We start from the raw sequence: 20,752 nt of genomic DNA on the forward strand, positions 1-20,752 counted from the left end.
AATTTACTCCTACTAAAAGTAGGAGTAAATTAAACCTAATCTTGATTTAATACTCTACAAAAGATACCAGGCTAAACGTTGCTATAATTTATAAGCGTGCTAGCATTACTTTCTGAATTTACTGAAACTTAAAAAGCTATGAGTCTATCTGAAAAAAACTTAGCCTTTGTTATGCACTGTGGTGAAATGGGCAGCCGTTGGGGTTTCAATCGTACGATTGGCCAAATGTGCGGTTTACTGATCATCACCAAAGAGCCCATGACCGCAAATGAGATTGCCGATGCGCTAAGTATCTCGCGTGGCAATGTAAGCATGGGAATTAAAGAGCTCCAGTCATGGCAATTAATTAAAGTGCATCATATCCCTGGTGATCGTAAAGAATACTACGCCCCAGCGGGTGAAATTTGGGATATGGCTAATCGCGTATTTGAAGAGCGTAAAAAGCGTGAAATAGACCCTACCCTAAGTTTGCTGCGTGATAACCTTTTAGACGAAGCAAACAACGAAGAAGAGCGCTATGCACAAAAGCAAATGGGCGAAATCCACAACCTACTCGAAACGGTTACTAAGTGGTCTTCAGAGTTACAACGCTTAAGCCCAGAGCAGCTTAATAAGCTAATGAAGCTTGGTTCAGGAATTGGCAAGGTTATCGATTTAAAAGATAAAATATTTAAAAAAGAACATGATTAAACAAATAAAAAAAGCCGCTTAGCGGCTTTTTTTTATCACACAACAGCGTATAAATTATATTTTTGGATAACCAATTCTATCTGATAGATAGCCCACGCTGGTGGCAAAGTAATATGAGCGGTTCCAGTGCATAAACACTTTGTAGTTATCATACGCTAAGTACATACGCCCATTAAAGTCATCAGGCATTACCAGTGCAGCGCGTACATCAACATTAGGTAAGTCAGACCCGTCAGCTTTGCGTACACCCAGTGCTTGCCAATCTGCAAGCGAGCGCTCTGAGTCGTTCCAATATTCTAACCATTGCTTACGTGTTTTAGTGCCGCGTTTTAGCACGTATTTACTGTCAAAATTTTCAGGTAATTTTACCTGGCGACCCCAAGTTAGTGAGTCATTCCAACCTTCTTGTTTTAAATAATTGGCAATCGATGCAAATGCATCTTCTTTGGTGGTCCAAATATCTTTACGGCCGTCGTTATTGTAATCAACCGCGTAGGCGTTAAATGAGGTAGGCATAAACTGAGTTTGCCCCATTGCTCCAGCCCAAGAGCCTTTAAATTTATCAAGCGTAATATGGCCTGACTTTAAAATATCTAATGCTGCCCAAAGCTGGCGCTTATAAAGTGCTTCACGACGACCATCAAAGGCAAGCGTCACTAGCGATGAAATAACATTATGGCCACCTTGTATTGTGCCAAAGTTACTTTCAAGGCCCCATAATGCCACTATAAAGCGTGCTTGTACGCCAAACTCTTTTGCAACTTGTTCAAGTACATCTTTATTTTCTGCATAGAGTTTACGTGCACGATCAATTTTCCACTGGGGTACACGTTTTGGTAAGTAGGTTTCGAGGGTTTCTTTAACCTCTGGCTGGTTTTTATCAGCCGATACAACTTTTTCTTTGTATGAGGCAGTCGCAAATGCATCGTCTATTAATTTGCTATCGTACCCTTTAGCAATGGCCTCTTGTTTTAAGTCACTTAAATAAGTTTGAAATTCGGCCTGCGTTTTAGCAACTACAGAGCCACTTAAACACACTGAGCATAAAATTACGGCTAACTTTTTAATCACTATCAACTCCGTTTTCTTTTCGTAATTGGCTAAGTAAATTTTCTTCCGGCGGTGGAATTTGCAAATAGTAACCCTTGTCTGGGTCAGCTAAGGCTGCTTTTACTGTTTCAAGGTCGGCACCGCCTAAATGATCACGCTTTGCTAAATTGATAATCATTACATAAATAGGTTGACCAAACATAGTCAGTAAAGGTTCAGGCACTTTACTAAAATCATCTCTTTTTTCAACAAATAAGAAGGTATCCGCTTTTTTCTTACTTTTATATACCGCAGTGAGCATAATGGCCCTATTTAATCTTGCTTAACATTGCCGCACACTATAACATGAGAGTAATAATAAGTTAGAAAAATTAGATTAGAAATTTCATTAAAGGCCTTATTCAGCCTACGTTTATCTAAAATTAATTTCTAATCAGACAAATCAATTGAGCGTGTATGTCGGAACAAATTTTTGAGCTAAAAGGGAACCTTTTCACGTTGTCAGTATTGCATCTTTATAGCACTGATATCGCCCTTCTAGCAGAACAGTTGTATGTAAAAATAGCCCAAGCTCCCCGTTTTTTTGAAGGAGCGCCTATTGTTGTTAATTTAGAAGAAATTAAAAACAGCTCACTTGATTTTGTACATTTAAAATCTCTCATTGAGCGTATGAGCTTTAATGCTGTGGGTGTTTGTAATGGCTCAGATGAGCAACACACGCAAGCTAAAGCCGCTGGCCTTTCTGTACTAAATTACTCGCAAGATGCTAAAAGTGCACCCGTTAAACAAGAGGCGCCAAATACCTCTATTGTTGAAAAAAACGTGTACCTACCTGCGCAAGTAATTAATGGCACGGTACGCTCAGGGCAGCAAGTTTATGCAAAAGACAGAGACTTAATTGTACTTGGTGCAGTTAGCCATGGTGCAGAAGTAATAGCCGATGGTAATGTGCATATTTATGGCACCTTACGCGGTCGTGCTATTGCAGGTGCAAAAGGGATTAAAGACGCCTGCATTTATTGCCAAAAGCTCGAAGCCGAATTGGTTTCAATTGATGGCAATTACTGGATCAGCGACTCATTACAAGGTGAGCACTGGGGCAATGCAGTACAAATACAACAAAAAAACGAATCATTAGAAATTTCAGCTTTGGTTAAAGGATAAATCTCATGGCAAAAGTAATTGTCGTTACCTCTGGTAAAGGCGGTGTTGGTAAAACAACATCAAGTGCTGCAATAGGCACCGGTTTAGCTTTAAAAGGCTATAAAACAGTTATTATCGATTTTGATATTGGCTTACGTAATCTAGATTTAATTATGGGGTGTGAGCGCCGCGTAGTATACGATTTTGTAAACGTAATAAACGGCGAAGCCAACCTAAATCAAGCGCTTATTAAAGATAAACGCGTTGAAAAATTATTTTTACTACCCGCATCACAAACACGTGATAAAGACGCCCTTACCCGTGAAGGCGTAGAGCGCGTTTTAAACGAACTAAAAGAAGACTTTGACTACATTGTGTGTGATTCACCTGCAGGTATTGAAGCAGGCGCAATGATGGCGATGTACTTTGCTGATGAAGCAATTGTAACAACAAACCCTGAAGTATCTTCGGTTCGAGATTCAGACAGAATTTTAGGTATTTTACACAGCAAATCGAAACGTGCTGAAGAAGGCCTAGAAAATATTAAAGAACACCTATTATTAACACGCTACAACCCTGAGCGAGTTGAAAAAGGTGAAATGTTATCGGTAGAAGATGTTAAAGATATTCTGTCGATTCCTTTACTTGGTGTTATTCCTGAGTCGCAAGCGGTATTGAGTGCGTCTAATTCAGGCCAGCCAGTAATACTTGATGGTGATTCAGATGCAGGGCAAGCATACGCTGATGCAATCAATCGCTTACTCGGTGAAACAGTCGATTTTCGCTTCTTAGATGTTGAGAAAAAAGGCTTATTTAAACGGATTTTTGGAGGTTAATGTGTCTTTACTTGACTACTTCCGCTCAGAAAAGAAAAATAGCGCGTCATTAGCAAAAGAGCGATTGCAGATCATTGTCGCGCACGAGCGTTCGCAACGCGGAACACCGGATTACTTACCACAATTAAAACAAGATATTTTAGATGTGATCCGTAAGTACGTAAATGTAAACACTGATGCAGTGCAGGTACAGTTTGACCAAAACGAAGATGATTTAGCGGTACTTGAGCTCAACGTGACATTACCTGACGAAGAAAAAAAGTAGCACAACTAAAAGCGGCATTTTAAATGCCGCTTTTTGCTTTGCACACTCACTACACGTATGTGGTGCATTGTGTTGTGTTTTAAATTTAGAAGTTTACACGTAAACCAAGTAAAAACTCATGGCTTGCTGCACTGTCAATTTTAAAGCCATCAGTAAATGCATCTTGCCCCGTTTGCACATCACCAAATTCAATGTATTGATACTCAGTGTATAACGACATAGTTTTAGCTATTTGATAGTTAACCCCTGCGCCAATATTCCATGTAAATTCGGTTGAATCGTCATCAGCATACGCATCGTAATAGCCATCAACATTTCCATCGAATGCGTCAAAGGCGCTAATGCCTGCACCACCTAATTTTGCAGAATAGCTGTTATCGGCAAGCCCCAAACCCGCTTTAATATAAGGCGTAAACGCGGTGCTGTTATCAAAATCGTAAAAGCCTTCAATTGTATAAGTGGTGGTTTTTAAATCCCCCTTTAATACATACTGCTCACCTTCGCGTGCACCCACGCCAACTTTTGTATCGCTATAGTCAGTATCATGATAGCTAATACGCGCCTCTACTCTAAATTGAGGATTGAACTGATAACCTAAACCAATACTGCCTACACTGCCCTCACCGGCATCAAATTCAGATGGAAAATCACTATCTACGGCAATATTGTTACCAATGGCTTGAGAGTCATTTGCTTGCGAACTATAGCCTACATGTGCAGTTCCATAAAACCCCTCTGCACTAGCTAAAGTAGGTGTGGTACACGCTAAAGCAATTGCGGCAACCATAGTTTTTTGTAATGTGTTCATTGTTATTCCTGTTTTTTTTAACAACCAAATTATTGGGCTGTAAGGCTAATGTTGAATTCGCAGCTAATATAACTTTTCGATTCACAAGCGAATAGATACAATAACGGCACAATACAATTCCGACTTTCAGAACAATGATTAACTATTTACGACACATGGCTATTTTTGCCAAAGTGGTTGCTGGCGGTTCATTTCGTATTGCAGCTAAGGAGCTTGGCATAGCACCTTCACGTGTTAGCCATAGTGTTTCTGACTTAGAACAGTTTTTAGGCGTCACTTTATTACATAGAACAACCCGTAAATTGTCGCTTACCCCTGAAGGTGAAAAATTTTACGCCCACGTAGAAAACTTAACAAAACACGCAGAGGCAGGTTTGAACGAAATTAACTCTGTGGGTGATGAGCCTATAGGGTCTTTAAAAATATCGCTGCCCGCCTTTTTAGCAAGCTCCGAAATTTCAGCCGCGATAGCAGAATTTGTGCAAACCTACCCAAAAGTGAACTTGTCTCTTAATTACACAGACCAAGTAATAAATATAATGGATGAAGGACTCGATTTAAGTATTCGAGTTGGCTGGCTAGAAGACAGCTCACTCATGGCGCGTAAAATTGGAGAGAGTAAACGCTTTTTAGTTGCCTCAAGTAAGTACGCGAGTAAACATCAACCCCCTACGCACCCAAACGATTTAAAACAGTGGGATTGGGTTCATTTTAGTATGCACGGCAGCACTGTAGATTTTACCTCTCCAAATGGCGAAGTGGTGTGTATTTGTGAAAAGTCGCGCGTAAATGTAAATAGTGCGCTTGCAATAAGTCACTTTGTATCTGAAAACTTGGGTCTTGGCATATTGCCCGAAAACCTAGTAAAAAAACAATTAGCACGAGAAGAGTTCATTCACATTTTACCTAACTGGCAACTTAAGCCGCTTGGTTATTACGCGGTATGGCCAAATAATGCACGCAGAGAAAACCTAACACTATTATTAGTACGCTTTTTAGCTGAGCGCGGTTTAGTAACCGCAGAGGATTAAGCAAGTACCCCTTAAGTGAATATGTTATTATGGACCTATTACTTTGCTTTATGCCTGCTATTACTTTGCTATGTTAAATCACGCTTCTTGTTTTACTTTATTTGATTGCTCTGTAGATTCTATACCGCTTCCAGATAAATTTACGTTTCCGTTTTACTACCAGCCTCATCCGTTATCTGTTTTAGCCGCAACACAATTGCAGCAGCAACTTGAAACGCATTTACCGTATAACGACAATGACAGCAGTAATACAGCAACGAATGATGGCAAAATGTTTGGTGTACTGGTTGTACAAAACCAGCAACAACAACTTGGCTTTTTAGCGGCGTATTCAGGCCAGCTCGAAAATTTAAATACCGATATAAAATGCGTGCCTAATGTATCTACAATGGCACTGGAAGATGTAGGTTATTTAAAAGAAAGTAAAATAATTAACGAGATAAATGCGCAAATACATGCCCTAGAAAATGCAAGTACATTGAATAAATTAACAGCGTCATTAAATGCCGATAAAGCCGCGTTTGATCAGCAGTTACACGCTCAACAAAGCGTAATGCAAGCCAATAGAAAAACACGTAAAAAAGCGCGCAGTGCACTTGTAATTGAGCACAGCCAAGCAATAACGCCTGAGCAACAAGCAAGCTTGAATGAACTGGCCAAACAAAGCATAGAAGATAAAAAACACTATCAAAGCATAAAAGATCACTGGCACGACAAAATAACTCAGCAACAGCAGGCGCTTAATGCCCTACACGACGAAATAAAACAGTTAAAAAAGCGCCGTAAAGTTTTATCTAAAAACCTACAAAAGCGAGTGTTTGCACAGTACCAGTTTTTAAATGCAGAGCATGAAGTTAAAGATCTCAATGCCATATTTGCAGCATTGCCAGAGCATACTCCGCCATCAGGTGCGGGAGATTGCGCTGCGCCCAAGCTATTACAATACGCATATCTTAATAATTTAAAGCCAGTGGCTATGGCTGAGTTTTGGTGGGGGGCCGCACCTAAATCGGCAATACGCCAACATAAAAACTATTACCCTTCTTGCTACAGTAAGTGCCAACCTATTTTATCGCACATGTTAAAAGGCCTCAGCATAGAAAATAACCCGCTACTCGTTAACCCTGCTGAAGGTAAAACGCTGCCGATAGTCTATCAAGACGATGATATTGTTATTGTAAATAAGCCCAGCGAGTTTTTATCTGTACCAGGTGTCAATATTGAAGATTCTGTGTATCTACGTATTCAAACGCAATTTCCGCACGCTACAGGCCCGTTAATTGTGCACAGACTAGATATGTCTACATCAGGTTTATTAGTGGTGGCGCTCAATAAACGAGCCCACAAAGCACTACAAAAGCAATTTATTGCCCGCACTATTGATAAACGTTACATTGCGCTGGTTGATGGTATTGTGCCTAAGGACAGTGGCAAGATAGAGCTTCCATTGCGACTTGATTTTGACGATAAGCCACGCCAGCTTGTTTGTTATAAAAACGGCAAACCCGCACTTACTACGTGGCAGGTACTTGAACGTAAAAACAATATTACACGTCTACAGCTCTACCCTAAAACAGGACGCACTCACCAGTTAAGGGTACACTGCGCTCATCACCTAGGGCTGAATATGCCTATTATTGGTGACACACATTACGGTAAAAAAGCCAACAGGTTACACTTACATGCCGAATATTTGGCGCTAGATCACCCCATTACACATAAGCGTTTAACATTCAGCGTAGCGCCCGATTTTTAATACCAATTCGCATAATTAAGTGATCTATTTTGAGGATGAAAAAACGTGTTGATAGCAAGGCAAAAAAATCGCTATTTAGTTGTTCTAAATGAGAATTTTTTAACGCAGATAGCGACACGTTTAGTCCCTAAAAATGATTAAATATTATTGCGAATTGGTATAACATAGCCTGTTAGCTTAAAAAGTGAGTTTAATTATCCCACTCTTTAAGTGCCTCTTTAACAAAACTGTAGCGCCAAGAATTAAGTAAATCAGGTTTAATATGATTTACCTTTTGCTCATCGGTGAGTTTCCAATTCCAGCTAATAAGCTGATTAATTTGCTTTTTAGAGGCCATTACATCCTCTGGTATACCCTGCTCTTTTGCCACTTTCGTGATTTTTTGCTTAATATCTTTAGCGACTTTTTTATAAGCCGGAAAATCAATTAAACGTTTAAGCACAGGCGGATGCTCATCAACCGCAAGTGCCTTGGCTTTTTCAATACACTTTAGTATTTCGACCCCAGAGCGGTTTACTTCCATTGACTCAACACCCGGAATTTGTCTTAGCGTATTTAAGCTCGAGGGCCCACGTTTAGCAATTTCCGTCATGTTGTGCTCTTTAAGCACAAAGTTAAGCGCTAAATTTTTACGAATAGCTTTATTACGACGCCATACAGCTAATTCTTTTAATACCGCGAGCTCGTGTGGTTTTAGTTGCCATGCGTTTTTTATATCTTTGTAAAGCAGCTCATCTGGGGTTTGAAAGGCGCGTTTATTTGCAATTAACTCGCTCTCATTTATTACAATATCAAATAACTCAGCTTTATTTATACGCTCAATTATTAGTTCAAAACAAGGCAGTAAATGAAACGTATCAGCGGCTGCATAATCGAGCTGCTTTTTAGTTAATGGGCGCTGTAGCCAATTAGTTCGCGATTCACTTTTGTCTATTTCTATGCCTAATAGCTCTTTTACCATTAGCGCAAAGCCCATACAGTTGCCTTCGCCTAAAAGCTGAAGAGCAAATTGTGTATCAAACAATGGAGCGGGTACAAAGCCTGCATATTTTTGAAATACTTCAATATCTTCTGAGGGTGAATGCAACACTTTCAGTACTGATGGATCTTGTAATATTTGCCAAAATTCAAATAACGAGAGTTCAGCAAGTGGATCTATAAGGGCGAGATGCTCACCATCATATACTTGAATAAGTGCAACTTCAGGGTACAAAGTACGGCGGCGCATAAACTCTGTGTCTATGGCTAAAATAGGCTTGTTTTTTATTTGCTCAACAAAGGTGTTGAGTTGATTTTGTGTTTCGATCAATTGGTATTGCACTTAATCTCCTACAATAAAAAAGCCGGCTAATGCCGGCTTTTTTATAGTTTACTAATCTTTTAGGGCTCTTCTGAGAATTTTACCTACATTTGTTTTAGGTAACTCATCCTTAAACTCAACGAGTTTAGGCACCTTATAATTAGTTAAATTATCACGACAGTGATTTATTATATCTTTTTCAGTTAAAGAAGGGTCTTTTTTAACAACAAAAACTTTAACTTGTTCACCACTTACATCGTGCGGAATACCAATGGCCGCGACTTCTAGTACGCCGTCGTGCATGGCAACCACTTCTTCTATCTCATTTGGGAACACATTAAAGCCCGATACAATGATCATGTCTTTTTTGCGGTCAACAATATAGAAGAAACCTTCATCGTCGTATGTGGCAATATCGCCGGTAGCAAACCAGCCATCTTGCAAACATTCTGCAGTTGCATCTGGGCGGTTATAGTAACCTAGCATAACTTGTGGGCCTTTAACCCATAGCTCACCGGGTTCACCTTTTGCCGCTTCTTCTCCGTTTTCAAGCATTAGCTTAATTTCGGTATTAGGAGCAGGTAAACCAATAGAGCCATTATAAGCTTCTAAATCGTACGGGCTTACAGTTACAAGCGGTGCACACTCAGTTAAACCGTAACCTTCCATCAATTTAGAATTAGTCACTTTTTGCCATTTTTCAGCTACAGGACGTTGTACCGCCATACCGCCACCTAATGACATTTTTAAATGACTAAAATCAAGCTCTGCAAACCCTGGTGTATTGAGTAACCCGTTAAACAGGGTATTTACACCGGTAATAGCAGTAAATTTATGCTGATTAAGCTCTTTAACAAAAGCCGGCATGTCACGTGGGTTTGTAATTAATACATTCAAACCACCGTATTTCATAAACGTTAAGCAGTTAGCCGTTAACGCAAATATATGATAAAGCGGTAATGCAGTTACAACAACTTCAGTACCACGGTCTAATACTTTATCTAAACAGCCCGATACTTGCTCAAGGTTACCAACCATGTTGCCATGACTTAACATCGCCCCTTTAGATACGCCGGTTGTACCACCTGTGTATTGTAAAAAAGCCAGATCAGATAAGCTCATTTCTGGACGCGTATACTTTGCAGGGTCACCTGCTAACACATCTGAAAACTTAATTGTATTTGGTAGGCTGTAGCTGGGTACCATTTTTTTTATGTATTTAACCACAAAATTAACGATATGCTTTTTAATACCACCCACCATGTCGCCCACTTGGGTAACAACAATGTGTTTTACATCCGTTTTTGCAAGTGCTTTTTCAAGCGTGTCTGCAAAGTTAGCCAATATAAAAATAGCTGACGCGTCAGAGTCTTTTAACTGATGCTCAAGCTCTCGTACTGTGTAAAGTGGGTTTACGTTAACCACCACACACCCTGCACGTAAAATACCTAAAATAGCGATAGGCGTTTGTAATAAGTTAGGCATCATTACGGCAACTTTGTCGCCTTTTTTAAGACCTAAATCATTTTGAATATACGAGGCAACACGTTGTGTCGCTGTATCTATTTCATCATACGATAATGTTTTACCCATATTCGTAAATGCAGGTAAATCTTTGTAATCGGTAAAACTTTTTTCGAACACTTCGAGTAACGAGTTGTAATGCTCAGGATCGATTGTTTCAGGCATACCTTCTGGGTAGCGCTTAAGCCAGATTTTTTCCACTCTTAGCCCCTGTTTATAATTATATTTTTATTAACCTTAATCTAAGTAAGGCACTTTAACAATTGAGCAAATACTCTAATGCAGGAATAATCCCACATTTGGCGCTAATTTACAATTAACATGCACCATTTTGCAGCATAAAGGCTTGAATATGCTCAAAACATAACCCACTGCTTTGCATATGGCAATGATGCCCGCCATCTACATTAATTACCTTCAAGTTGTTGTAATAGCTAATATACTTGGCCAAATTTTGTTTTACAAACGAATAACCTTGGTTACCTAAAATTAATTGGCTTGGTGCAATTAATTGTTTTATTGCACCAATACATTGCGCTTCATCAAACCTAAAACCTGAGTGATTTTTAAGCTTAGGGTCTGTTGTTAACTCATACCCTAGTTCACTTTGCTTAATATTACGACTCATCAATAAGGTGATCAGTTCGTTATTTAAATCTGTTGTATTTGCACGCGCATCGATAATCGCTGATTGCGATTTATAAACGCGCTTTTTTTTATTGTAGGCGCGCTCTCTGTTCAGTATCGCCCCTTTTAATTGCTCACATACTTCATCACTGGGGGTTGTAACACAGCCAATCCCTTCAATAAAGGTAACTGAATGCACATACTCACTAAAACAACTAGCAAATAAACCAGCCACCATTGCGCCCATTGAATGGCCGACTAAATGTACCTTTTTTGCCCCTAAGCTCTTTATAAGTTGGTACACATCGTCAATATAATCAACAAAATAATAATGAGCGTCCTGTGCACGCCAATCAGATAGCCCATGCCCAACAAAGTCAACACAATACCAAGTATGCTGCGGATTAACCTGATCCAACATAGGTGTAAAACTATTACTGTTATCTAGCCACCCATGCAAGGCTATAACCAGCTCATCGCCAGTGCCTTTTTGTAAGCCTCGCAATGTTATATTTCTTGTTTTTATTTCAAATGGCTGCAACAGACACCTCTTTTTAACGTGCGACATTATTTATAACATACTAGTTGTCAGACCTCTAATACCAAAAGTTTTTATATTTTTTATACTTATAAAGACCACTTGAATTGTAAGGTTAACTTTAGAACTTCAATTATACATTTAATTTCAATAACTTAAACTATCTCAAGTTTCATTAATTCAATAAATAATTACAAACAGAGCTTAAATACTCTTCAGGTAAGTAATGTATACCACTATATTCAGTACACTATAATTAACATAACCTAAAAAAATGGCTGTATAGTTTTAGTGACAATTAGCCAAACCTGTTTATATACTTTGCTTTTTATTCTTACTTCATTTCATTATTATACGAGTGCGTATTGAACTTTGTGGATTGAAACTTGTTCAATCTACGGGCGGTTAAATCCTGGTACGAGGTTTGTAACCTTGTGGGCTGAGTAACAACCTAGCAAAAAACTTAATCGCCTTAGAAAGAATTTTTGGGCAGCGCATGTTTGGTATTTATGCTGCAAATTCAACACGCCGTAACCATATACAATTGTGGTGCTATTTAAACAGCACATTCATAGGGATTAAAATGAAAAACCAACTTAGCTTATTAGCGCTTTTATGTGCATCTACCAGTGTTTATGCAAGCGATGCACCTAAAAATGTAATTTATATGATTGGTGACGGGATGGGTCCTGCCTATACAACCGCTTATCGTTATTTTAAAGATGATCCAACCACCAAGCAGATTGAAACAACCGTATTTGATACTATTTTAACAGGCATGGCGCGTACTTACCCTGACGATCACACTTATGTTACCGACAGTGCTGCAGGTGCAACCGCACTGAGTAGCGGCCATAAAAGTTATAATGGTGCTATTGCAGTCGATACAGACAAAAAGCCTGTTAAAACCATGTTAGAAATAGCAAAAGAACGCGGTATGACAACGGCATTAGTGGCTACCTCGCAAATTAACCATGCCACCCCAGCTAGTTTTGCTACACATAACGAATCACGTCGAAATTACGATGCGATTGCTAATGAATACATAGATAACAAAATTGCCGGTAAACTCCCTGTTGATTTAATGCTAGGGGGCGGTACGCAGTATTTTATTAGAGAAGACCGTAACCTCGTTGATGAATTTAAAGCAGCTGGTTATCAATATAGCGATGATATAAAAAACCTTGGTCAGATCACACAAGTACCGGCACTTGGCTTATACGCCCCAATGGGCCTGCCATTTGCACTTGATGCTAATTCAAACCACTTAACGCAACTAACAGCTAAAGCATTTGATTTACTCGACGGCCAAAATAAAGACGGCTTTTTTGTCATGATTGAAGGCAGCCAAATTGATTGGTGTGGACATGCTAACGATGTAGCCTGTGCCATGGCCGAAATGGATGACTTTGCACAGTCGATTGAAAAAGCAAAAGCCTATATTGATAAAAACCCTGATACTTTATTAGTGGTTACTGCAGATCATTCAACTGGTGGGTTAACCCTCGGTGCGCACGGACAATATAAGTGGGATACAGAAGTTATTAAAGGTGTTAAAGCAACAGCCATTGAGCTAACAAAGCAATTACTCGCTGCTGATGACCTAGAGCCTATTTGGCGCGCCAACACAGGTATTGAATATACACCGGCTAATAAAGTAAAACTTGAACAAGCGAAAAAAATGGGCGAAACAGCGCTTAATTTAGCCATTAAAAGTATTATTAGTGACGCCAGCTTTACTGGTTGGACAACAGGCGGACACACCGCTGTAGATGTACAAGTATTTGCCTACGGTAAAGGCAGTGAACACTTTAACGGTGCTCAAAATAATACAGATATTGCCGATAAACTAATTGGCTTTATTAAACAGTAGCTATAAGCTAACGCAAAAAGCCCGAACCTGTGTTCGGGCTTTTTATTTTTTACTATTACTGGGGCTAAGCGTATATATCGACGCCTATTAAATCTTGTACTTCGGCGCGACGCTCTAAATTTGCAAATTCTGTATATGTTGAAATTGCTTTACTCACCGTTGGGCTTGGTTGGTCATAAATAGTTTGGCTATACTTTGCGTTACTGGTGCTTTGACTAAAGTATTGATTAGCAAGCTCTACACCCGCTTTACTACTTTTTACATAATCTGTGTTTGTTTTTTGACTGGCGCTATCATCCGCTAAACCTTGTGGTTTAGAGGGTATAATTTTTGTTGAGGTAACCTTTGCAGGAATATCCCCAGTAAAAAAACCAGCACCAATTGGCAAAGTCATAGATAACTTCCAACAACAAACATATTAAAAATTATGATTTAAAAACACTCAATTTGCAACTCTTGTGCTTATTCGCGACCCGGTAGTTTTTTCCATGTTACTGTATCGCGCACATATTTAGGTTGCGCATCGCTTGCTTTAACAACCTCGCCCTTTAAAAAGGCCGTATCTACATGGCTAAGCATATAGCGAGCATCTGGCAAAGTAATGGCTGTATTTATGGTTATATTGCTAACGTTTTTAAGTGCATCAGGGTAACTTTTAAATCCCGTGCCAACGGCAATCGCGTGTAACTCTTCACTGTTTATATGCTCTTTGCTTAATAACTCTGGTTTTATAACACACTCTTCATTTACCAACTCCATGCGTGCATTATTTACCTGGTATTGGGCAAAATAAATTTCTCCCATACGCGCATCTATAGCTGAATACACTACTGGTGCCTGCGTTTGCTCGTACGCTTGCTGGGCCATAATTGCCAAGGTTGATACGCCCACTAATGGTAAATTGGCTGAATAAGCTAACCCTTGTGCAATAGCAACACTAATGCGTACACCGGTAAAGCTACCTGGCCCTTGGCCAAAGCCAATAACGTCTAAGTCTTTTAATTTACACTGTGCTTTATTAAGAAGCTCATCAACTAAAGGGAGTATTTTTTGACTATGTTGCTGTGGGCATTCTTCAAAATGATGAAATGTTTGGCCCTCAAAGTGTAAAACTAAAGATAACGCTTCGGTTGAGGCATCTAGGGCAAGAATATTACTTTTAATCATTTTAGTACTCTAGTTAATGTGTTTTAAAAATGTGTTTGCATCTTCTAAGCTTCGCGTGCGACGCATCGGCGGTAAGCTTTTTAAAAATACTTGGCCATATTGGCGCGTTACTAATCGGTTGTCGCAAATAACCAGCACGCCTTTATCTTTGTTATCTCGTATTAAACGCCCCACGCCCTGCTTGAGCGCAATAACAGCTTGCGGTAACTGTATATGAGCAAACGGGTCTTTGCCTTGCATTTGGCAATCTTGCATTTTGGCTTGCAGTAATGGGTCATCCGGTGCTGCAAAAGGTAACTTGTCGATAATAACACAGCTTAGCGTGCTACCACGGACATCAACCCCTTCCCAGAACGAGGCAGTACCTAACAATACCGCATTACCATGGCGCGTAAATTTTTCCAGTATTATACGCTTAGACATTTGCCCTTGCATATAAACTGGGTAGTCCATTTGTGTGGTTAACCCCTCAGCCACCAAATGCATCATTCGGTAACTTGTAAACAGCACAAAGCAACGCCCTTTAGCCGATTTAATCAGCTCTAGGGTTAATTTTATAATTGCATGAGGCATGTTCTCTGCGTGCGATTCAGGCAAATATCGTGGCAAGCATAAAAGCGCCTGATTAGGGTAATCAAAGGGACTATCAACCATCATACTTTGCGCAGGAGTAATACCTAAGCTTGCATTAAAGTGATCGAGCTTATTATCAACCGATAACGTGGCTGAGGTAAATACAAACCCTGCGCCGGTGTCTTTCATCATTTGAGCAAATTTAGCAGAGACATTAAGTGGCGTAATATTAACCGTTAAATAGCGCCGCGTGGTTTCGTACCAATAGCTAAAGCCCGTTTGTGCGGTATCAAAAACACGCTCTAACTGACCTTTAAACGCTAATGTACGCTCAAACGGATGCTCTATTTTATCACTGCGCTCTAGGCACAGTTTTAATACCTGATAAACAAAGTCTAAATCGCTAATCACCCGATGCAGCGCTGCGCAAATTAATTTATCGCTGAGCTTTTCGCGCCAATCTCCTCGGCTACCATCTACACCAAACTGTAAACGTAAATCAGCCACACTGGTTTCTAGCTTATTAAGGCTTTTGCCAAGCTGCAGCATATCGGGAATTTCTGCACGGTAAATAGCGCGTAAATCGTTAATTAAATCCACCAGCTTTTTAGTGCTAATACTTTCACCAAAGTAGTCACTGGCAATTTCGCTAAGCTGGTGTGCTTCGTCAAAAATATAAGCGTCGGCGGTGGGCATAAGTTCGGCAAAACCGGAGTCTTTTACTGCCATATCAGCAAAAAATAAATGATGGTTTATAACCACTACATCCGCTTCGGCTGCATTTAAACGCGCTTTGCGTATATAACATGATTGAAAGTCTGGACACTCTTTGCCTAAACAATTATCGGCTGTCGAATTAACATAGGGCAGTACCTTGGCGTCTTCTTCAATACCAATACAATCAGCTAAATCACCCGAGTGTGTTTCACTGGCAAATTTTGCAACCATAGCAAGTTGATGCATTACATCAGGATCGTCTGTTGGCACATGAGCTACATGTTGGTTTAGCCTATAAGTGCACAGATAATTAGCGCGCCCTTTTAATAATGCGGTTTTTTTAGATGCATTAAGTGCTTTTACTAGCTGAGGTAAATCGCGGTGGTATAACTGCTCTTGCAAGGCCTTAGAGCCCGTTGAGATAATTGTTTTACCCTTAGATTTAAGGGCAGGCGCTAAATAGGCAAACGTTTTACCTGTACCAGTGCCCGCTTCAACCACTAACTGCGTGCTATTTTTTAATGCATCGTTAACGGCAACGGCCATATCAATTTGAGGTTGGCGTGGCGTGTATCCATCTAAAGATAACGCTAACGGCCCGGTTGCACTAAACAGCTGTTTGATAATACCAGTCACTTTACAAAAAATAATAGCGAGATTTTACGTAAGCCTGGCTATAAGGGCAAGCCAATTGAAATTAGAATTTTTTAAAGGGGCTCACACCCCTTTACACGTTATTGTGCATTTATAGATAACGTGACATTGCTGGCATTGCTATACCCTTTTAAATCGATATACCAATTACCTGTTTGTGGCGCAGAAAACGAACAGGTTTCGCTATTGCCATTTTTATATGGCCTGCACAAGTACTCAGAATCACTAGAAGGAGTGCCAAAGTTTACATATAAATCAGCATCGCCACTGCCACCAGACATTGTTATATCTAATGATGCGTACTGCGTATTTAAACTTTGGCTAAAGCGCTGCCAGCTCCCAGCAGAAACATTTATGTTTGTAATGCTCCGATTGATAGGCTCAATACTCCCCCCTTCATTGTAACTTCCGGTTAGGGATACATTTTCTATCGCATTCCATGCGTGTACCATCACATAGTAAACTCCTTCACTAGAGGGGTTAATATCGCAACGTTCATTACTACTTGAGGTAGTGCTTTTACAATCATAATCGTTCAGCGTAGGTGCTTGATTGTAGCGTACATATAAGTCTGCATCGCCTGTGCCGCCAGTCGTAATAAAATTTAAATTGCTCGCACTTTGTGGCACAGCTAATGTGTAAATAAACTGCTCTTTTGCAACCCCTGTGATCCCACTAAGTGTTTGCCCATTGGTTAATTGGTTATTAGTAGGAGGCGCAGTATCGCCGGCATTTTTTGCCATTTCGGCAACATAACTTACTGCCAACTTGGCGAATTTACTGGCATGTTGAGTATCAAACTGGTTATCGTTTTGGGTGTGAATAAGCGGGTTTATATCGCCCATTTTTGATTCAAAAGGCATAGAGGCTGCAAACCCTTGCTGATACCATGACGCATGATCAGAACAACCATAACCACACTGATCAAATCCATAATCTAATTGCGGTAAGTAGGTATCTAAAAGCGCTGCTAAAAACTGATTTTGTGCATTGTTAGTATAATCAGTCATCATGACTATATCTTCAAGGCTGCCATTATTGCCTGTCATATCAAACTGCACCATGCCCACTACATTTTTACCCTGCGATTGGTAGCTGCTTGCAATATCACTTGAACCTCTAAGGCCGACTTCTTCCGCTGCAAACGCCATAATTTGAATCGTACGCTGTGGTTTGTAATTAGTTTGTACAATCGCGCGCAGCGCCTCTGATAGCACAGCAATGCCTGAGGCGTTATCATCAGCACCGGGTGAACGTCCATTGCTTGGGTTTGACTGATTTATCGAATCAAGGTGGCCACCAATAATAACGATTTCATCTGCTTTTTCATTGCCTTCAATTGTCACTATAACCGACGATTGCGCCCAATTATGCGGGTAAGTTGCAATGCTAATATCACTGCGACTTTGCGCTATTTGTTGCCAATGTGTTTTTAACCAATTTGCAGCATCTATCCCTGTTTGTGAGGTGTAATAACGATTATTAAAACTGGTTAAAGAGTTAACAGTACTATCGAGGTTAACGGTGCTAATTGATGACATTAAATTTTGTACTGTTTGTTCGTTATCAATAGAATAACTAAATGCTAATGTATTTTGTATAGTATGCGCCGTGGCTAATTGTGTTGCGTAACTGCTCGCCTCTTGCCATGAATCATGTGCCACAAACCCACCGCACCGATTATAATTGTGGTGCATAAATTCGCTTAGATTATTTACCTGATCAGCTGGTATATACACCAAATCTATATTTTCAAGCGCACTTGTTGAGCGCTGTGCAAAGGGCAATCTTTGCACTAACCCATGCTGGGTATACTCATAATGTTCCGCTGCAGTTGAATCTATGCTTACCCACACTTTGTTTGTTTCACTTTGTGCTACAACGCCCATTGTAGTAAATAAGCTCAGCGCACTTAGTAGTTTAAAAGGTTTCATTGGTATTCCTTATAATTGGCAATACTGGTATCCATAAAATTAAAAAGGGGCACTAGGCCCCTGGTATCAATGTTTAATTAGCAGACACACTCAGTGTTACTCCGCTTGCATTACTGTACCCTCTTAAATCTAGGTACCATGTACCTGACTGTGGGTTATCAAACGAACACGTTTCACTGTTGCCATTTTTATAAGGTCTACACAAATAAGTTGACGTACTCGACGCCGAACCATAATTTATATAAAGATCGGCATCGCCACTTCCACCAGAAATAGTAACGGTTAAATTACTATAGCCCGCTCCTAAGTCTTGAGTAAATCGAGCCCAGCTATTAGTTGAAACACTAATATTAGACTCGGTTCTGTTAATCGGTGTTACGCCTCCTGTTGAATTGTTAAAACTCCCAGTAAGCGATACATCAGCTATAGCATTCCATGCTTCTACCATTACATAGTAGGTGCCTGCTTGAACGTTCGAAATACTGCAGTTTTCGGTGCTTGAAGAGGTGGTACTTTTACAGTCATACGTATTCAGTGTGGGTTTACTTCCAAACATTACATATAAGTCTGCATCGCCCGAGCCACCAGCGGTATTAAACTCAAGATCTGTTGCCCCCGCTGGTACATCGAGTGTAAAAAACATCTGCGCTTTTGCAGAGCCGCTGATCCCCGTACGTGCTACTTTATTTGTTAACGCCTCATCCGTAGGCACAGGTGTGCTCGAGCAATCGCTCCCTGCACTTAGGTTTGAACTAACTCCCACTGCGGCCAATGCAGCTTGTACATCGCTTGGGTTGTAATTTAAGTCACACGCAGCGTCCATAACGCCGTTACCAGCTAAATCCCAATTTGTACTCGCACTCCAATAAAGCTGATTCGCTCGTGCCATAACTACAAATGCTTTTTTAGTATCCCAGCCGGATGTAGTAGCAAGGTTATAAAATGCTTTGTTAAATACACCCGAGCTATAGTGCACATACATGCCAGAGGTATAACTACCTTGATTATCTATAGAGCGTCCATCCTGTGATGGGTTATTCATATAGCGAAGCGCGCCATTGCCTTTAAAAATATCTTGCCCGACTAACCAATCGTTAGTGCCTTTCATGTAATACTCAGCCGCTTCACCAGCCATATCAGAAAAAGCTTCATTTAAGCCACCAGACTTACCGCTGTAAATTAAGCCAGAATTCTGTTCGGTAAAGCCATGGCTTACCTCATGCGCCGATACATCAAGGCTTACGAGTGGGTAAAAAGTGCTTTGCCCATCGCCAAAGGTCATTGCGCTGCCATCCCAAAATGCATTTTCATAATTACTTGAATAATGTACGCGCATTTTTAACTGAAAACTTAGCGGTGGCGACCCCACCCAGTCGTTATACATATTAAAAATAACGTTACCAAAATAATGAGCATCGTTAAGCGGCGAATAAGCCCCATTTATCTCTTTTACTGTATTCTCTGGGCAGGTAAATGAATGGGCAGCAGAGCCACTTGTGCCGCCATTGAGATTTATAGTTCTTACATTGGCATTATCCATAACACAGGTGTTACCAGATTGAGACACATCTAGGTTGCTAAAGTCAGTACCGTAGATGTATTTACCTGTTTTGAGATTCCCCCCTGGTCCCGTAGCATCAGCATGTTGTAAGTTATCGTAGCTGAGCAAAACCTCACCGGTATTAGCATCGATTATTTGATAAGGGCGTGATGGCGATTTGCCGTAGGTTACATACGATACTTCATACACCAAATGCGCCTTACTTTGTTGATCAACCCAAATCGCTAACCTTGATTTCTCATTGTGTTTTTTTAAACCTTTAGTTTTTGAAGCTATGCCTACATTTTGGCTTTGAAGCATGGCTTGTTTTACAGATAATTTAGCGCTTACATCGTTTATATCGCCTTCAATATCGTACACCGCAGCGCCATGGGCTTTTTTAAGCATGCCATTTTTAAATGTAAGGCTTAAAGTGTCACCAATTACTGGTAAACCTTGATATGTTTGCTGATAACGGCGAGTTACTTCACCGTTATTACTTATAAACTCTTTTAATACAACTAACTCGTTCCTTACACTTAACCCAATCAAGTCTTTAGGGCTAGTAGATAAAATGGATGCTGAATTTGATTGCATCATGTTATTTAAAGCCGTTTGTTGATTTAGATATTTCTTGTTCGCAGCTACTGCATCTGTTGCTTGAACCAAGGTTAAAGCAGCAAAAGTTGCTAATGTGATTTTTGATAAATTCACGTTTACGCTCCG

At 40.1% G+C, this 20,752-nt stretch carries 18 protein-coding genes; 7 read left to right on the top strand and 11 right to left on the bottom strand.

The features are described from left to right. Positions 1-138 precede the first annotated feature (138 nt). Positions 139-690 (top strand): MarR family transcriptional regulator, encoded by a 552-nt coding sequence (locus tag EJ103_RS16755; RefSeq protein ID WP_004586357.1) that lies wholly within the window; start codon positions 139-141, stop codon positions 688-690. 54 nt (positions 691-744) lie between these two features. On the opposite strand, the gene EJ103_RS16760 is transcribed toward EJ103_RS16755, so the two are convergent. Further along, positions 745-1,761, bottom strand: a complete 1,017-nt coding sequence (locus EJ103_RS16760) for a lytic murein transglycosylase (protein WP_126008857.1) — start codon at positions 1,759-1,761, stop codon at positions 745-747. Continuing rightward, positions 1,754-2,041 (bottom strand): YcgL domain-containing protein, encoded by a 288-nt coding sequence (locus tag EJ103_RS16765; protein ID WP_126008859.1) that lies wholly within the window; start codon positions 2,039-2,041, stop codon positions 1,754-1,756. Before EJ103_RS16765 ends, EJ103_RS16760 begins: the two co-directional genes overlap by 8 nt. Positions 2,042-2,196: 155 nt before the next feature. Between EJ103_RS16765 and minC the strand changes: the two genes are divergently transcribed. The 3 genes from minC to minE are packed head-to-tail and all read left to right on the top strand — an operon-like array spanning position 2,197 to position 3,984. Continuing rightward, positions 2,197-2,904, top strand: a complete 708-nt coding sequence (gene minC / locus EJ103_RS16770) for a septum site-determining protein MinC (RefSeq protein WP_004586360.1) — start codon at positions 2,197-2,199, stop codon at positions 2,902-2,904. A gap of 5 nt (positions 2,905-2,909) precedes the next feature. Further along, positions 2,910-3,719 carry a septum site-determining protein MinD gene (gene minD / locus EJ103_RS16775; protein ID WP_024031716.1) on the top strand — a complete coding sequence of 270 codons (810 nt, stop codon included), beginning with the start codon at positions 2,910-2,912 and terminating at the stop codon, positions 3,717-3,719. Position 3,720: 1 nt separating this feature from the next. Continuing rightward, positions 3,721-3,984, top strand: coding sequence for a cell division topological specificity factor MinE (gene minE / locus EJ103_RS16780; protein ID WP_004586362.1), 264 nt, complete (start codon positions 3,721-3,723; stop codon positions 3,982-3,984). A gap of 85 nt (positions 3,985-4,069) precedes the next feature. On the opposite strand, the gene EJ103_RS16785 is transcribed toward minE, so the two are convergent. After that, the gene (locus tag EJ103_RS16785; protein WP_126008861.1) at positions 4,070-4,792 is read right to left on the bottom strand and encodes an outer membrane beta-barrel protein; all 723 of its coding nucleotides are present in this window, start codon (positions 4,790-4,792) and stop codon (positions 4,070-4,072) included. A 134-nt stretch (positions 4,793-4,926) separates the two neighbouring features. Here EJ103_RS16785 and EJ103_RS16790 point away from each other — a divergent pair, with 134 nt between their 5' ends. Both EJ103_RS16790 and EJ103_RS16795 read left to right on the top strand, forming a co-directional pair. Next, complete coding sequence (locus EJ103_RS16790) at positions 4,927-5,823, top strand: LysR family transcriptional regulator (RefSeq protein WP_126008863.1); 897 nt, start codon at positions 4,927-4,929, stop codon at positions 5,821-5,823. 70 nt (positions 5,824-5,893) lie between these two features. Further along, positions 5,894-7,579, top strand: coding sequence for an RluA family pseudouridine synthase (locus tag EJ103_RS16795; protein WP_126008865.1), 1,686 nt, complete (start codon positions 5,894-5,896; stop codon positions 7,577-7,579). 190 nt (positions 7,580-7,769) lie between these two features. Here the strand turns inward: EJ103_RS16795 and rnd are convergent, their stop codons facing one another. The 3 genes from rnd to EJ103_RS16815 form a co-directional block, all read right to left on the bottom strand. Beyond that, positions 7,770-8,900, bottom strand: coding sequence for a ribonuclease D (gene rnd / locus EJ103_RS16805; RefSeq protein ID WP_126008867.1), 1,131 nt, complete (start codon positions 8,898-8,900; stop codon positions 7,770-7,772). 51 nt (positions 8,901-8,951) lie between these two features. Continuing rightward, positions 8,952-10,604 carry a long-chain-fatty-acid--CoA ligase FadD gene (fadD, locus tag EJ103_RS16810; protein ID WP_004586367.1) on the bottom strand — a complete coding sequence of 551 codons (1,653 nt, stop codon included), beginning with the start codon at positions 10,602-10,604 and terminating at the stop codon, positions 8,952-8,954. A gap of 115 nt (positions 10,605-10,719) precedes the next feature. Continuing rightward, entirely contained in the window at positions 10,720-11,571 is an 852-nt protein-coding gene (locus tag EJ103_RS16815; protein ID WP_126008869.1) for an alpha/beta fold hydrolase, read from the bottom strand. A 580-nt stretch (positions 11,572-12,151) separates the two neighbouring features. Here EJ103_RS16815 and EJ103_RS16820 point away from each other — a divergent pair. Continuing rightward, the gene (locus EJ103_RS16820) at positions 12,152-13,441 is read left to right on the top strand and encodes an alkaline phosphatase (protein WP_126008871.1); all 1,290 of its coding nucleotides are present in this window, start codon (positions 12,152-12,154) and stop codon (positions 13,439-13,441) included. Positions 13,442-13,505: 64 nt separating this feature from the next. On the opposite strand, the gene EJ103_RS16825 is transcribed toward EJ103_RS16820, so the two are convergent. From EJ103_RS16825 to EJ103_RS16845, 5 genes are all read right to left on the bottom strand, one after another. Beyond that, positions 13,506-13,835, bottom strand: a complete 330-nt coding sequence (locus EJ103_RS16825; protein WP_126008873.1) for a hypothetical protein — start codon at positions 13,833-13,835, stop codon at positions 13,506-13,508. Between the two features lie 68 nt (positions 13,836-13,903). After that, positions 13,904-14,608 (bottom strand): tRNA (adenosine(37)-N6)-threonylcarbamoyltransferase complex dimerization subunit type 1 TsaB, encoded by a 705-nt coding sequence (tsaB, locus tag EJ103_RS16830; protein WP_126008875.1) that lies wholly within the window; start codon positions 14,606-14,608, stop codon positions 13,904-13,906. A 9-nt stretch (positions 14,609-14,617) separates the two neighbouring features. Continuing rightward, positions 14,618-16,534: an ATP-dependent DNA helicase gene (locus EJ103_RS16835; protein WP_029772969.1), complete on the bottom strand. Its 1,917-nt coding sequence runs from the start codon at positions 16,532-16,534 to the stop codon at positions 14,618-14,620. Between the two features lie 98 nt (positions 16,535-16,632). After that, positions 16,633-18,486, bottom strand: coding sequence for a M28 family metallopeptidase (locus EJ103_RS16840; protein WP_206435503.1), 1,854 nt, complete (start codon positions 18,484-18,486; stop codon positions 16,633-16,635). A gap of 73 nt (positions 18,487-18,559) precedes the next feature. Next, positions 18,560-20,740: a pre-peptidase C-terminal domain-containing protein gene (locus EJ103_RS16845; RefSeq protein WP_126008877.1), complete on the bottom strand. Its 2,181-nt coding sequence runs from the start codon at positions 20,738-20,740 to the stop codon at positions 18,560-18,562. Positions 20,741-20,752: the final 12 nt, after the last annotated feature.

Source organism: Pseudoalteromonas sp. Xi13, from assembly GCF_003952205.1.
Classification (GTDB): domain Bacteria; phylum Pseudomonadota; class Gammaproteobacteria; order Enterobacterales; family Alteromonadaceae; genus Pseudoalteromonas; species Pseudoalteromonas atlantica.

Excerpts from the sequence above, each read along its gene's own strand:
- EJ103_RS16755 (WP_004586357.1), top strand. The coding sequence starts at position 139 with ATGAGTCTATCTGAAAAAAACTTAGCCTTTGTTATGCACTGTGGTGAA.
- EJ103_RS16765 (WP_126008859.1), bottom strand. The coding sequence starts at position 2,041 with ATGCTCACTGCGGTATATAAAAGTAAGAAAAAAGCGGATACCTTCTTA.
- minC (WP_004586360.1), top strand. The coding sequence starts at position 2,197 with ATGTCGGAACAAATTTTTGAGCTAAAAGGGAACCTTTTCACGTTGTCA.
- minD (WP_024031716.1), top strand. The coding sequence starts at position 2,910 with ATGGCAAAAGTAATTGTCGTTACCTCTGGTAAAGGCGGTGTTGGTAAA.
- EJ103_RS16785 (WP_126008861.1), bottom strand. The coding sequence starts at position 4,792 with ATGAACACATTACAAAAAACTATGGTTGCCGCAATTGCTTTAGCGTGT.
- EJ103_RS16790 (WP_126008863.1), top strand. The coding sequence starts at position 4,927 with ATGATTAACTATTTACGACACATGGCTATTTTTGCCAAAGTGGTTGCT.
- EJ103_RS16795 (WP_126008865.1), top strand. The coding sequence starts at position 5,894 with ATGTTAAATCACGCTTCTTGTTTTACTTTATTTGATTGCTCTGTAGAT.
- EJ103_RS16820 (WP_126008871.1), top strand. The coding sequence starts at position 12,152 with ATGAAAAACCAACTTAGCTTATTAGCGCTTTTATGTGCATCTACCAGT.
- EJ103_RS16825 (WP_126008873.1), bottom strand. The coding sequence starts at position 13,835 with ATGACTTTGCCAATTGGTGCTGGTTTTTTTACTGGGGATATTCCTGCA.
- tsaB (WP_126008875.1), bottom strand. The coding sequence starts at position 14,608 with ATGATTAAAAGTAATATTCTTGCCCTAGATGCCTCAACCGAAGCGTTA.
- EJ103_RS16840 (WP_206435503.1), bottom strand. The coding sequence starts at position 18,486 with ATGAAACCTTTTAAACTACTAAGTGCGCTGAGCTTATTTACTACAATG.